This is a genomic window from Parasedimentitalea marina, from assembly GCF_004006175.1.
GTDB classification, from domain to species: Bacteria; Pseudomonadota; Alphaproteobacteria; order Rhodobacterales; family Rhodobacteraceae; genus Parasedimentitalea; species Parasedimentitalea marina.
This window is the reverse complement of sequence record NZ_CP033219.1, coordinates 4,029,021-4,042,425: the sequence shown is the minus strand read 5'-3', so window position 1 is coordinate 4,042,425 and position 13,405 is coordinate 4,029,021. Positions and strand designations below refer to the sequence as shown.

Below are 13,405 nucleotides of genomic sequence, written 5' to 3'. Positions count from 1 at the left end.
CTTACTGGATAGTGAAGCGTTCAAAGCGATACTCCACAGGTTCGTAACCGCCTGTGGTCACAAAACCCGCAAGCTCTCCGGCCTTAACTTTCGTGGCGACCTCTGCCATGACCGTGCGCACCGCTGCTTTGTCCCCGCCAATTTCCTTGGGTTCGCACACTAGTCCGAGCTGGTGAGTGCCCAGTGCATCGGTCTCTTGAATCATCAGCCCAAAGCGCGAGCCGGGTGAGATTTCATAGCGAATCTGCCCATTTGAGAGCGCAATGGATTTGAAAAACTGCAGGGGAATCGGCGTCAGATGCCCATCTGGGGCAAAATCAGCGAAGAAAGGCGTACAGGAGGGTGGCACATCCGCCACCACCGACACCTCTTCTCCTGCGGTAACCTGCTGCGGATAAACTGCAAGCAATGCGCGCAGTGGATCGGTTATCGTCGTGGGGTTGGGCGTGCGCTTGAAATAGAATTCAGTCTGCATCTGCGAGATCTGCTGTGGCCGTTGCTGACCACGTGTTTCCGCCACCACATCCCCGGTGACCCGTTTCATCAGCACCGAAATCTCGGTGTCCGGAGTGCGGATGTGGCGGGCCAGGGCGCTGGCAAACGGTGAGTTATTTCCCATGCCGTCGCTGGCGGTGGTATTGGGCAGGGTGGCATAGGTGATCAGCATATCGCCCTCGGCACGCATCACCGCCAAGCCACGGGTTTGCGCCACGCTTTTGGTCACTGATGTCCCGGCTTGAAGATTGGCGGCAAAGGGGTTGTCGCGGCAGGCATCGAGAAAAATCATGCTGATAGGAAAGGGCTTTAGCACCTCGATCAGGCTATCCATTGAGATGGTCTCGCGCTCGATGGACGCTGAGCTGGTGATGCGCGCGTCCACTGGCACCAGAAAGTTGCGGCCATCTTTTTGCAGCCCATGCCCGGAGTAGTAAACCGCCACCGTGTCCGCTGAACCATAGCGCTCTGACAGCCGATCGATTGCGTCCCCCAGTACATCTTGAGTGGCGTCGGTCAGAGTTTCCACCTCGAACCCCATGGCAGCAAAACTTTGCTCCAGAAGCGCAGTGTCATTGACTGGATTACTCAGCGTGCCGCCATGCTCGTAAGTCTGGTTGCCGATCAGCAGGGCATAGCGACCACCAGCCTGTGCCTGCAGGGGCAGGACTGAAGCGCAAAAAATGGCCGCCAGCCAGCATAGGTACTTTCGAAAAAACACTGTGGTCAACATGCCTGATCTCTTTCCATTTGTTTTATCCGGGCAATCTCATCCGCCTCAGCGGGGCTTAAATCCGGCTCTTTAGTGTAGCAATTGTCGTTGCCAAAAGTCGCAATTCCACGTGTCCCGCCAAAGCAATAGCCATTTTCGTAGAAAAGCTGGTTGCGGCGATGCCATAGCGCATCACAACTCAGCGCGGCGTCCTGTTGCGCAACCGGGGCAGTGTCTGGCTGCGGCAAGTCGGCCAAAGCCATTTCAAAAGGGTAAGCGATCAGCCAGGAGTATTTGGAATATCCCGCGCTGATCCGATCTTCTGCGATGGCGGTTTCCCAGGCTTCGGACGGGGTTTGTTCGCCGCCACTTAACGGTGGCGGGCTGACCCGTACTTCAATGTCCCAGAATATGGGATCGTTGTCATTTGAGCGTTCGAGCGATTGCAGAACCTTGAACGCGCCTAGGGGTTGGGCATGTTCGATCCGAACCATGCAGTCCAAAACGTCATAGGGGTATCCAGTGGGGTATCCTGCTGCGCGGCCATAAAAATGGCCATTATGGATTTCTGCTTGATCTACAAAAGCAGAGTCTTCGAACACCGGGGCCAGCCATCTGCCGCGGCCTTTGTCCGGGAACATGCGGCGAAATTCTTGCGCTGTTTCTTTGGCTGAGAGCAGCTCGCCTGATTTCCAGGTCGGGCCGAGGGCCCAAGAGAACATGCCCTGATCCAGCATGAAAACATTGTCGCAGATGGTGCGCGCCAGAGTTTCATCCAGTCGCACCCTTGCGTCATACCCGGAAACATCAAAGCCACCCAGTAGGGCATCACCTACTGTATCGAAGAAATACATGTCTTCGGGCGGGGTTTCCAGAAAGCGGGCAAAGACATAAGGCGCAATGATAGGGGTGCCCGCACTGTCGGTCTGGTTGCTAAAGTCAAAGGCCTGTCGGGCGGCCATCAGGGCCAGGTTAAACGACTTGGAGATCTGCTCCCCGGAATAGCTGCCGCTCTTGGACAGTTGTAACGACGGGGCATGGACCCCCAGTCTTGCCCCTGGCTGCAGCTCTCGGGTTAGGGTTGTCTCATAGCTCTCACCTTCAAAGAAGGTACTGCCCGCCATGAATATTGCCGAGCAGGCAGAGACGCAGAGGTCATTCTGCAGAACTTTAGTCGCTATGCCGGATCTGCTGTCCAAGAGGTGCTGCGCCATTTTGAGCGCAACTTCGATGCTGCCACCTGGGCTGTCGAGGCACAGGGTGGCGCCTTCCAGGGCGTGTGATTCAGCTGGGGCGTCACCTTCACCATTCCAGGGCATGCCGGTGATCTGTTGCAGTTTGGCAAGGTCATCGCCTTTGATCTGCCCTGTCATCAAAATTCGGCATTCAGCCGAGCGCGGGTCACTGTCGCGTTGTGCTGCAAAGGGCAGGGCAATGAAACCCGGGTCGTCCCAGGCCGGAGGAAAAACCTTGAATTCTGCCGCGCCAACGGGGGCAGCGATGACAAGTAAAACGGCGGCCAGGTGGTGGCGCATTTTATGGCAGGACATAGACCGTCACCGTAATCGCATTTCTGAAATTGCTGTGTCGGCCCATTTGGCGCCGGGATAAACTGACTGTATTTCAAACATTATCCAGCGAACTGGGCTGTGCCCGTCACGCTGAAAACTTTGCCAGTCCGGCGTGTCCTTAAGCGAGATCCTCTGCCAGTCTTGAGTGCTGTCACTCACCCGGATTGATTCCACACGGCTGTTGTTTTTAAAACTGCTGTGTGACTTTGCATACCCGTTGATAAAATCGATGCCGGAAACCACGGTGGGGTGGTCGAATTCAAGAAGAAGACGTTGGCCGGTGCCATGGCCCTTTACACCTTCGACCCATGCGGTCTGGTTGGAGTGATCTATCATATTGTCAGGCCAGTAGGTGTTACCGGCCTGAGACGACAAAACCGATTCCACACATATCCGGGCATGTTTGACGGGGCTGCCTCCGGATACGCATTTGGCCCAATTTATGTTGGGTCTGGGCAGGCTTATCGGAATGCTGGCCGTTTCGGTTTGCACCGCAGCCGGGGCCGCAGCGCTGGCCAGTGTGGCGGCTTTTGCCGCCGCCAGACCTGCGTAAACTTTGCACTCTGCATAAATCTCGGCAAATTGGTTGAGGATCTCTGCATCCTGAGCATTTTTCACATCGGCCCAGACGGATCGAGCCTCGCCGCAATCTACGGTGACAACGGGGCGGGCTGCGGCTGCGGTGATGGCTGCGGGCTGTGAATCGTTTGTGCAGGAACCGGACAGGCAGAGTTTGCCGTTGATTTGATCGTAATAGGCCGGGTTCTGTTGATGGTTGTTGTAACTGCGTGCTGCTTCGGCTGTTTCCAGTTGCGCTGCATTGATTGCATCCTCCAGATACATGCCAGCCCGCAGGCGGGGGAGGAAGTGCCGGGTAAAGACAGACAGCTTTTGACCGGCATCATCGGTACTGAGCCGGTCAAGAGATTCCTCACCTGAGCCAGCCGAGAATATCAGAAACGCGCCTTGTGGAGCCCGTTCTACTGACAGGCCACGTGTCATGCCGATGCTTTTGGTGCCATCCTTGCCAAAGATGTTGTTTCGGCACGCGTCGATGATCGCAACCTGCACAGAAGCGCCTGCCTGGCGGATCTGATCCACAATGCCATCCAAGCCATTTTGCAACGGAATTGACATCAGCCGCATGCGCCGTTCTGACCCCTGCATTGTGACATCCGTAGGCAGCAGGAAATTTGTCTTACCGTCGGACCAGCCATGGCCCGAGTAGACAAATACAGCCGTGTCTCCTGTTTTGATTTGATCCAGGAAATCGACCAGCGCGAATTCCATGTCGCTGCGATTCAAGTCCGACAGCGAGGTGACATCGTAGCCCAGTTCTTTAAACAGGTCGGCATAGGCTTCGGCGTCGGCAATTGTGTTCTGCAATGGCGGCAGCGTGCTATAGGCAGCGTTCCCGACAATCAAGGCGTACCGGTTTCCAGCCAAGGCTGGAATTGGCAGCAACATCAAACAAAGGGCGACCCAGCGCACGGCTTTCGAATAAGCCGCGGCTGGAAAACTGTAATTCGACATTGTTCCCTCCGATTCCTCTACAAGACTTCGTTTATGTTAGCCGGATTAAGGCGCTACATTAAAAGTCACAGCATTGAGCGCACTCGAGCCGGCGCTTTGTTCAACTTGGGTGACCACTTCGATAGAAAGCCCCTTGGTCAACGGTTGATAACGGTCCTGCGCTTTGCGTATCGCCTCGGCTGGGTCGATGCGGTGAGCCCCCAACCCGTCCTCGCGGCAGAAGGCCAGCATGGTCTCTCCTTTGCCGGGCGAGGTGAAACGCAACACAAGCCCCGAGCGAGGATCTGGAATGCGGCGTATCTCGCCCGCCTCCAGGAACCTTGGCCCAAATATTTCTGATGGCAGATCCTCCACCGAGTTGCCCTCTTCGATATAGAGGATCTGCAACTCGCACCGGCGGTTGGCCGACACATCAAAAACCAGCAAGTCACCCACCCGGGTGTTCACCTCGGGCACCGACAGCGACAATGTCAGGGGGTGGCCTGATGTATCGGCCGGTTCAGTCTGGGCGCGGTAGGAATTGTCAGCGGGAACAAATTCCTGCTGATTGGAATACGCTGCCTGAGACAGCGCGTTCACCAATATCTCGGCGCTACTGCCGTGATCTGTCGATACCGAGGCTGTGCTGTGGTTCATTGCTGACATTCGGGTCACGCGGGGCAGCATGGCGGCCCAGTGATCCTCAACCTCGGCACGGGTCACGAACAAACCTGCCTCCAGTCGTCGCATCCAAGTGTCGGCCACTTGGCGCAAGCCTGGATCAGCAATGCCTTTAACGCGATTGGCGAAGGTTTCGGTATCCATGAAGAACTCACGTGCGATATCTTCCTGGTCTAGGGTTTCGAAGTAGAGATCGGCCAGATAGGTGACAATCTCGCCACCTCCGGCCGAACCTGGCGCGCGTAGGGATACCGGCCGGCCATCCGGGCTTGGCTCGGTCGCACCCAGTTCATGCAGCGCCTCGGTAAAGCGGCCTGCGTCAGTCCGGAACGCGGCATCTACCTCTTCTTGTGGGCGATACATGTTCAGTAGCGCATCGCGTTGTTGCAGGCTGAGGCTGCTGTTTGTCTCAACAAACTGGCGCAATTGGTCCCGCTTGGCGATGATGCCGTTGGCGTGACAATCAAAGCAGGAGCGGGCGTTGACGATCTCGACGCCCTTGCCGATTGGCTTGGTGCGGAACGACACGATCGACGTCGGGCCAACCGTCAGGCGGCGCCCTTCGTGGGTCGAGAGGTAATACCCCTGCATACCATTGGCGAGCGAGAAGATCATCTCACCCCCGTCGTGCTCGAACCCGTCAGTATCCGACGAGAGCCCGGGCACCAATGCTGGGCCATCCGGGTGCTGGATCAGAGATTGTTCACCGGTGTCGCCGGCAAAATCATAGGATTTCCAGTAATAGCCGTCCCGCGCAAGGCCGTGCCGTTCCAGCATCCTGTTGAAGTCAGAAACCCCTGACGCGCCGCTGACGAACCCTGTGCGCAACACGCTGCCACGCTGGATGGCGCTGTCCACATCCACACCCATACGCGTTTCCAGAACGCGGATGTCACCGGGCAGGCGGAGCAAAAGGTCGTAATACGGGGACTGCGAGGCATGCCGGACAAACCATTCCGCCCGCAGAATGGGCACTGCCGCACCTGTCATTCCCGAGACTGTGCTTAGGATCGCCTGACTGTCGGGCTGCACAGCAAATGGATAGGTGCTAGCCAGATCCGCCCAGGCCTCTGGCGTCCAACCGGCGTCAGCTGAACCGGAGGTATAGGCGGCGGTCGTCAGTGCCTGCCAGTCTTCGATTGTCCAGCCGTAATCACGGATGTCGATGCGCACAAGCGAGCCATCAGTATTGGCAACCGGTTGAACCCGCATAAGATCGTTTGCGCGTGACACGGAATTAATGAACTTGTTGAGCCCGGCGTGCAGATAAGTCATCGGATTGCGCAACGCCCCGTCCAGACTGCAATCCACTTCGGGCAGAGGGATATTGGCAAAGCTCATGTAGCGGATAAAAGGCCGGTTTAGTTCGGTGATGCTCAACAAATCCTGTGATGCCGCAAACATCTGTTCTTCGAATGTGCCGCCCGCGAAGTTTGGCAGGATTGCTGTGGCCGTCTCTGCCGCAGGACGTGCCGCGCTTGTCGCTGGAGGGGTGACGTTGGCCAGGGCCTTGATCCAGTCCGCCATGGTCTGCAGCTCGGTTGGGGTCATTTTTGTGCGGATGGGCATCCGATTTGAGGCAACCGATTCATAGAGCGGTGAAGCATTTGGATCGCCGGGGATCACAACGGCCGGGTCGCGGGCAATATCGCGCAGATCGCCGGTGTAAAATGCGCTTTGAAACGTCTGTCCAGGGCCGTGGCAGCTTCGGCAATGGGTTTCGACCAGCCCATCCACTTCGGATTGCAGGGCTGGATTGACACTGGGAACCGGTGCGCTGGCCAAATCCGAAGGGGCGACGTCCTGGGCTTCGCAATATGCATTGACGCGCCCCATCAGGGCAACGGCCCCTGTCAAATCCTCGACCGTCTGCGGTTCTACAACCGGATCAATGCTTGAATCCCGAGGTTCCGGCGGCAGATTGGAGACATCCAGTGGCGAGCCTGTCAAATAGGCGTAAATGGCGGCACGGTCTTCGATCGGCAACCCGCTCATCTGCGCTGAGATGCGTCGCATGCGTGGATCAGTCATTGGGTCGCCGTTGAGCTTCAATCCCTGCGTCAAAGCTCCGGTGACAAAGGCCTCGGGGGTATAGGTGCTCAGCCGCTTGGCTGTGATGTTCGGGGCGTAGCCCCCCAGCAGCCCGCTCTCGCCCTCAAATGCGCGATCTTCATCACGGTCGTTCTTAAAGCCGATACCGTTCAGACGGGGCGTGTGGCATTCGCCGCAATACCCCAGCGCCTCGACCAGATATTGGCCGCGCGCCAGTTGCGGGTTGTTTTGCATGTTCAGCGCAACCGGATCAGCGGTCCAGCCGTCCAATACCCAGGCATTGGCAAAATTCACTTCATGCGGTTTTGAGGCGGCATCCGAAGCACTGAGGCTGGCCATGTGGCCGCGTAGATCCAGCGCATCCTCGGGGCGCATGTAGGCGTAAGAGGCAAACGGAAAGACGCCGCCGTAATACATTCCACCATCGGGTTTCTGCCCCAGCAGCACGGCGTTCAGGAACTGGTCGTTGTTCCAATTGCCGATGCCATGATCTGCGTCAGTGGTAATATTGGGGCTGTAAAGTGTGCCGAATTTGGTTTCGATCTTTTGACCACCGGCCAGGATTGTCGGGTCGCCGTCGACGCCATGACAACTGGCACAATTGGCGGCTAGAAACACCGCCTCACCATTTTCGAGGTCAGGTTCGTAGTTGGCGAAGTCACCGCCGGAAAAGCTATCACTGGCGGCGCTCAGGGCTTGGGCGCTCAGGGACTGCGGCAGCAGGAAGGTCAGTATGCCAGAGAGGCCGATGGCAAATGTTTTCATCGGAATTCAAACCTTTCAAAGTGAATGGATTTTGGCGGTTTGCCAAGCGCAGCCAGCCCTTTTAACAGGCCCCGGCGCAGCGGTGCAGGCCCGCAGAACCAAAAGCTTGCGCCTTTGGGATCGGCGGTCGCGGCCAGGGTTTCAGCATCCAGCCGTCCCTGTTCCGCTGAAACATGCAGGTGGACGCGGAACCGCGGCACGCGTCGGGAAACGGCTTGTAATCTTTCGAACCCAACGGCTTCGTCTCGGGTCCGTACACAGTAAAAAAGGTCGATCTGGTCCCCATCCGCGGCCGTTAGCGCGTCGGCCAATGCCAGAAAAGGGGTGATACCTATGCCGCCTGCAAGCCAGATCTGGCGGCGGCCGGGTTTGTTGGTCCCAGTAAAACGCCCGTAACCGCCCAACAGCCAGGCCCGGTCGCCCGGTTGCAACGTGTCGCGTAGACGGCTGGTGAAATCCCCCGACGGCTTGATCGAGAATTCGATGTCATCGTCCCCGGCATCAGAAGATATAGTAAAGGGATGCGGCTCACGCAGGCCTGTACGGCCAAAGGACAACAATGCAAATTGCCCCGGCTTGTGGCGCAACGGCTTTCCCTCGGGTGTCAGCCGCACAATGGTGGCCGATGGCACGCGTGTGACCGAGGTCACCCGGTAGCGCCGTCGCCGCTGCAAGGGCGCGACCTGACTATACAGGAAGCACGCCAGCGCGATCAGCCCCATCCAGGTTAAATAGGTCGAGATAAGCGCGGAGTTGTTAAAGGGCAGTTTGACAAAAAACTGATGAAACACAGCGACCGCAAAAATCCCGCCCATCAACCGGTGGCTCCACCGCCACAGAGCATAAGGCAACTCAAAATTGATAAAGGGGATCCGCTTCACCACGCTGATCGCTCCCAGCGCCAGCAGCAGTGGATAGACCAGTTCCCCGGCTTCGGCAGCAAGCTTGGACAAACCGCTGGTGGCGCCGCGCCCCTTCACTTCAATTCCGACGGTCTCGTGAATAAACACAAACACCAATGCCAGAACCCCTGTCCATTTGTGCAGCCAATACAGTTTATCGAGTCCGCCCAGGTGGCGCTCAAAAATGGCGGGCCGTGCCGCCAGTATCAAGTTCAGGCTCATGAAACTGTAGGTGCAGACACCAGCGGTTAAGGCCAGGAAATTTGATCCGCTCAGATGTCCGGCGGCATCAAACAACAAAACAACCGGAGCCAACAGAAAAATTGAGATAAGTACAAAAAGTGTCACATAAACCCCAGCAAGAATTATGCAGGCCCCAACGGAGAGAAATACGCCCTTTTCTCTTTACGTGAATACTACTGTCATCTTTCGTTTCAAGTCACCCGGCGCCAGTCAATATTGATGGCGAACAGACCAAGCCGGGCAAACTGACATAACAAATACATCAAGAATATTTTTTTTCAAATATTATGATGGTTTGCGGCTTCTGAGATTGAACGCGTGTTTCCTTGAAGGGGTTCTGTTTAAATGTTCCAACGGGATCATAGACCAACTCATAGAAACTGCGCCTGCAGTTTATTCTCCTTTAGAACCTAGTATGGGAGGCGAACAGCATTCAGACGGAGGGTCAGGATCTGCAGAAATTGCGCATCTTGCGCTTGGGTATCTGATGTTAGAGATTGCGGTAACAGCGAATTGGGAGACTGCGCCATGATGATTTATGGATTGAATACCTGTGGGGACTGTCAGAAGGCCCGTAAGGCGCTGGAGGCGGCGGGCCGGGAATTCAGTTTTCGCGATGTCCGGGCCGATCCCTTGAGTGAGGCAGAGTTAGGCGTCCTGATCGGTGAATTTGGCGATCAGCTGGTCGACCGAAAGTCCAACGACTGGCGAGGGCTAAGCGATTGGCTGAAACATTCTGAGGCCGAAGACCAATTGGCCGCCAAGCCGAAACTGATGGCGCGCCCAGTGATCCAGGATGGAGATACCTATTATCTCGGCTGGACCGAAGCGGTGCAAAAGGCCCTGCTGCCAGAGTGAGGCAGGGGGTAGATCCGCTGGTGCAATAACGCCCGGTGTTATTTGGGCATTGGGTTGCTGGATTTGTTGTAGGGCGACCAGTCGGTGATCTCGGGGTAATACATCTTACGCCAGCGCCGGACACGTGGGTTCATGATGCGGCGCCACAGGGGTGGGATCATCGCGGCCACGGTCATGACCGGATACCCATGCGGCAGTTGCGGTGCGTCGCCGGGGGTGTGATTTTGCAGCAACGGAAACCGGCGGTCGGGTTTGTAATGATGGTCCGAGTGCCGTTGCAGGTTGATCAGCAGCCAGTTCGACGCTTTTTGCGCCGCATTCCAGGAGTGGCGCGGCTGCACATGTTCATATTTTCCGTCGCCCAGATGTTTTCGGGTCAGCCCGTAATGCTCGACATAATTCACCAGTTCCAGCTGCCAGATCGCCACGCCGGCCTGCACCAGAAACAGGATCACTCCGCCCCAGCCACCAATCAGGAACGCCAGCAGCACCATGCCTGCCTGTAGCCCCCAATAGCGGAAAAACGGATTGGAGAGGTCGGACCAGGGCAGGTCCTTGCGCGCCAGCATCGCCTTTTCTGCGCCAAATGATGACAGCCAGCTTTGCTTAAGCACCCGTGGATAAAACCGGTGGAAGCCTTCGTTGTAGCGTGCCGTAACCGGGTCGCGGGGGGTGCCGACATAACGGTGGTGCACCAGCAGGTGCTCGGACCGGAAATGCGAATACAGCACCATCGACAGCAGGATATCCCCCAGCCAACGCTCGAGCCTGCTTTTCTGGTGCATCAATTCGTGGCTGTAGTTGATGCCGATGGTGCCGGACAATACCCCGACGCCAAAGAACACGCCGAATTTGCCAAGCCCGGACAGATGGTCGGAGCGGGTTACATACCAGATCAGCCCGTAAATCATCACAAATTGCAGCGGCACCCAGACCAGGGTTAGGGCGCGGTACCAGACCAGATCCTCGTCCGGGGTTTGCGGGTCGGCGTTTTCCAGATTGAGACCGAAAATACCGTCGAGAATTGTGAACAGATACCAAGTGGCCAGTGGCGTCAGGATAATGATCCAGCCGCCTTTGATTGCGCCGATCCAGACAAGCGGCAGCAGGGCGAAGGACATCCAAAACGGCAGCGCGCTTTGCCAGCGGGCAAGGGGGTGCGAGGCATTCATCGGGCTACTCCGGGTCTGTCAGCTTGGGATTGGAAAATCTTACGATGGAATTTCTAACAACCCAAGCGGTTACTGTCCTTGCCATAGATCAAAGGCCTTGCGCATGACCGTGGGCAGATCGGATGGGCGAAAATCATCGACAGACACCCGCAGATGCCCCTCGGCTGGGGGGAATTGTGTTGGCAGTTCTGTGACCATGACCTGCAGGATCAGGTGGAAATGGGTAAAGGTATGGCGCACCTCGGTGCCTAGGTCCTGCCAATCCGACTCAAACGGAGGGGTAGGGGCCGGGGTCTCGGACCATTCAGACCCCGGCCAGCCCAGCATGCCGCCCAATAGTCCTTTGTCCGGGCGTCGCTCTAGCAGCCAATCGCCGTTGGCAGCGCGGGCCAGATAGACGTGACCACGGCGGGTTGGTTTTGGCTTTTTCGGCGTTTTCTGCGGCAGTGCCGTGGCGGTGCCTGCGATGCGGGCGAGGCAGGGATCGCGCCAGGGGCAGATACCACAGGCCGGCGATTTCGGAGAGCAAAGGGTGGCGCCAAGATCCATCACCGCCTGCGCATAATCGCCGGGGCGGCGGTCCGGGGTCAATGCCGCCGCCCGGTCCTTGAGCAAAGGTTTGGACCCCGGCAATGGCGCGTCAATATTGTACAGCCGTGCCATCACGCGCTCGACATTGCCATCCAGAACGGTTTCCGGCAGGTCATAGGCGATCGAGGAGATGGCGGCGGCGGTATAGGGGCCAATACCGGGCAATTTCAACAGACCGTCATAGGTTGATGGAAAGACCCCGGCGTGCTCTTTGGCAATCACCCGGGCGCATTTCAGCAGGTTGCGGGCGCGGGCGTAATAGCCCAGTCCGGCCCATTCCCCCATCACATCGCCATCTTCGGCGGCGGCCAGATCCTGCACCGTTGGCCAGCGGGTGGTAAACCGATGGAAGTAATCCTTTACCGCGGCCACTGTGGTTTGCTGCAGCATGACCTCGGACAACCAGATGCGATAGGGATCGGGCGCGATGCCGGCAGCGCGGTCTGCGGGGCTGATCCGCCAGGGCAAGGCGCGTGCATGCACATCGTACCAGGCAAGGATCTGATCGCTCAATCCCGGTGCTTCGTCGTTCAGGTCACGCATTCTTTACCCCTTGTGCGGCGGTTTCATTGGTTTCCGCCTCTGTGCTCTTTACAATAGGGTCAACGTTCACGCAAAACCATGGTTATGGCATTTAGACGATCCTCCACACGCGGCTTTAAACGGACCGCCTCTCTGCTCAACGAGCAGATACGCAAAACCGGCGAAAGCCGTGGCTTTGCGGTGTCGCGGTTGTTGACCCATTGGGCCGAGATCGCAGGCGAAGACATCGCCGCCATCGCCCGGCCGGTGAACGTTGGCTATGGTCGTGGCGGGTTTGGCGCCACTCTGACGGTGCTGACCACCGGGGCGCAGGCGCCGATGCTGGAGATGCAAAAGGAACAGCTGCGCGAAAAGGTGAACGCGGTTTACGGCTATAACGCCATTGCCAAGGTCCGGATCACCCAGACCGCGCCGACCGGATTTGCCGATGGCCAGGCACAGTTTCAGTATGCTCCGATTGAGCGGCAAAAACCCAAACCGGATCAGCAGGCCGTGACTGAGGCGGCCAAAGCCGCGACCGGAGTTGAAAGTGATGAATTGCGCCAGGCCCTAGAACGGCTGGGGCAAAACGTATTGAGCAATAATAAAACCCAAGGAAAGGGGACTTAATGGCCCGTTTGATGACTGGTGTCCTAGCTGCGGTTGCAGTGGTTGCGGGGGGCTATGCCCTGATGGGGTCTAAGACGCCCAGTACCGTGTCCGAGCTTCCGTTTGTCGGAGCCGCTTCCGCACAAGAGGCAGGTGAGGTTGACACTTCGACCATCACCGAGATGGTATTAGGTGCCGAAGATGCGCCGGTTACGCTGATTGAATATGCGTCCTACACCTGCCCGCATTGCGCTAATTTCCATTCGGGCGCGTATAAGCAGCTGAAGGCTGACTACATCGACACCGGCAAGGTCAAGTTCATCTACCGTGAGGTCTATTTTGACCGCTATGGTCTATGGGCCTCGTTGATCGCACGCTGTGCCGGCCCTGAGAAATTCTTTGGAATTTCTGACCTGATATATACTGGTCAGTCGACATGGTCGCGCGCCGGTGGTGCCCCCGAAATCGTCGACGAACTGCGCAAGATCGGTCGTTTGGCCGGGATTGAAAACGAGCAGCTAGAGGCCTGCCTGCAAGATGGTGAGAAAGCGCAGACTTTGGTCAGCTGGTATCAGGAAAACGCTGAAGCGGATGGCATTCAGTCCACTCCGTCCTTCATCCTGAATGGCACTGCCGTTGCCAACCAGGGCTACGATACCTTTAAGGCGTTGATCGACGCTGAACTGGACGGCTAAGACCATTTGGCCCGACGGTTACGTC

At 57.3% G+C, this 13,405-nt stretch carries 10 protein-coding genes; 3 read left to right on the top strand and 7 right to left on the bottom strand.

The annotated features are described in order from the left end of the window. Position 1: 1 nt before the first annotated feature. From EBB79_RS19420 to EBB79_RS19400, 5 genes are read right to left on the bottom strand one after another with little or no spacing between them, the layout of a single operon-like run. Positions 2–1,228 (bottom strand): caspase family protein, encoded by a 1,227-nt coding sequence (locus EBB79_RS19420; protein ID WP_127750471.1) that lies wholly within the window; start codon positions 1,226–1,228, stop codon positions 2–4. Next, positions 1,222–2,757, bottom strand: a complete 1,536-nt coding sequence (locus EBB79_RS19415) for a COG3904 family protein (protein ID WP_127750470.1) — start codon at positions 2,755–2,757, stop codon at positions 1,222–1,224. The genes EBB79_RS19420 and EBB79_RS19415 overlap by 7 nt, the downstream gene beginning before the upstream one ends. A gap of 6 nt (positions 2,758–2,763) precedes the next feature. After that, a complete protein-coding gene (locus EBB79_RS19410; protein WP_127750469.1) occupies positions 2,764–4,311 on the bottom strand; it encodes a caspase family protein in 1,548 nt (515 codons plus the stop codon). A 45-nt stretch (positions 4,312–4,356) separates the two neighbouring features. Further along, positions 4,357–7,788, bottom strand: a complete 3,432-nt coding sequence (locus tag EBB79_RS19405; protein ID WP_127750468.1) for a c-type cytochrome — start codon at positions 7,786–7,788, stop codon at positions 4,357–4,359. Then, positions 7,785–9,038, bottom strand: a complete 1,254-nt coding sequence (locus EBB79_RS19400) for a ferredoxin reductase family protein (RefSeq protein WP_127750467.1) — start codon at positions 9,036–9,038, stop codon at positions 7,785–7,787. The genes EBB79_RS19405 and EBB79_RS19400 overlap by 4 nt, the downstream gene beginning before the upstream one ends. Before the next feature lie 423 nt (positions 9,039–9,461). Here EBB79_RS19400 and EBB79_RS19395 point away from each other — a divergent pair, with 423 nt between their 5' ends. Then, positions 9,462–9,791: an arsenate reductase family protein gene (locus EBB79_RS19395; protein ID WP_127750466.1), complete on the top strand. Its 330-nt coding sequence runs from the start codon at positions 9,462–9,464 to the stop codon at positions 9,789–9,791. A gap of 38 nt (positions 9,792–9,829) precedes the next feature. On the opposite strand, the gene EBB79_RS19390 is transcribed toward EBB79_RS19395, so the two are convergent. Together EBB79_RS19390 and EBB79_RS19385 are read right to left on the bottom strand one after the other, a co-directional pair. Beyond that, complete coding sequence (locus EBB79_RS19390) at positions 9,830–10,963, bottom strand: alkane 1-monooxygenase (RefSeq protein ID WP_127750465.1); 1,134 nt, start codon at positions 10,961–10,963, stop codon at positions 9,830–9,832. Between the two features lie 69 nt (positions 10,964–11,032). Then, positions 11,033–12,097 (bottom strand): A/G-specific adenine glycosylase, encoded by a 1,065-nt coding sequence (locus EBB79_RS19385; RefSeq protein ID WP_127750464.1) that lies wholly within the window; start codon positions 12,095–12,097, stop codon positions 11,033–11,035. An 84-nt stretch (positions 12,098–12,181) separates the two neighbouring features. Between EBB79_RS19385 and EBB79_RS19380 the strand changes: the two genes are divergently transcribed. Next, positions 12,182–12,706: a DUF721 domain-containing protein gene (locus tag EBB79_RS19380; RefSeq protein ID WP_127750463.1), complete on the top strand. Its 525-nt coding sequence runs from the start codon at positions 12,182–12,184 to the stop codon at positions 12,704–12,706. Next, entirely contained in the window at positions 12,706–13,380 is a 675-nt protein-coding gene (locus tag EBB79_RS19375; RefSeq protein WP_127750462.1) for a DsbA family protein, read from the top strand. The genes EBB79_RS19380 and EBB79_RS19375 overlap by 1 nt, the downstream gene beginning before the upstream one ends. The last annotated feature ends 25 nt before the right edge of the window (positions 13,381–13,405 follow it).

Bases quoted from the DNA above. Each gene is read 5' to 3' on its own strand.
- EBB79_RS19380 (WP_127750463.1), top strand. From the start codon at position 12,182: ATGGCATTTAGACGATCCTCCACACGCGGCTTTAAACGGACCGCCTCT.
- EBB79_RS19395 (WP_127750466.1), top strand. From the start codon at position 9,462: ATGATGATTTATGGATTGAATACCTGTGGGGACTGTCAGAAGGCCCGT.
- EBB79_RS19415 (WP_127750470.1), bottom strand. From the start codon at position 2,757: ATGTCCTGCCATAAAATGCGCCACCACCTGGCCGCCGTTTTACTTGTC.
- EBB79_RS19410 (WP_127750469.1), bottom strand. From the start codon at position 4,311: ATGTCGAATTACAGTTTTCCAGCCGCGGCTTATTCGAAAGCCGTGCGC.
- EBB79_RS19405 (WP_127750468.1), bottom strand. From the start codon at position 7,788: ATGAAAACATTTGCCATCGGCCTCTCTGGCATACTGACCTTCCTGCTG.
- EBB79_RS19385 (WP_127750464.1), bottom strand. From the start codon at position 12,097: ATGCGTGACCTGAACGACGAAGCACCGGGATTGAGCGATCAGATCCTT.
- EBB79_RS19420 (WP_127750471.1), bottom strand. From the start codon at position 1,228: ATGTTGACCACAGTGTTTTTTCGAAAGTACCTATGCTGGCTGGCGGCC.
- EBB79_RS19375 (WP_127750462.1), top strand. From the start codon at position 12,706: ATGGCCCGTTTGATGACTGGTGTCCTAGCTGCGGTTGCAGTGGTTGCG.
- EBB79_RS19390 (WP_127750465.1), bottom strand. From the start codon at position 10,963: ATGAATGCCTCGCACCCCCTTGCCCGCTGGCAAAGCGCGCTGCCGTTT.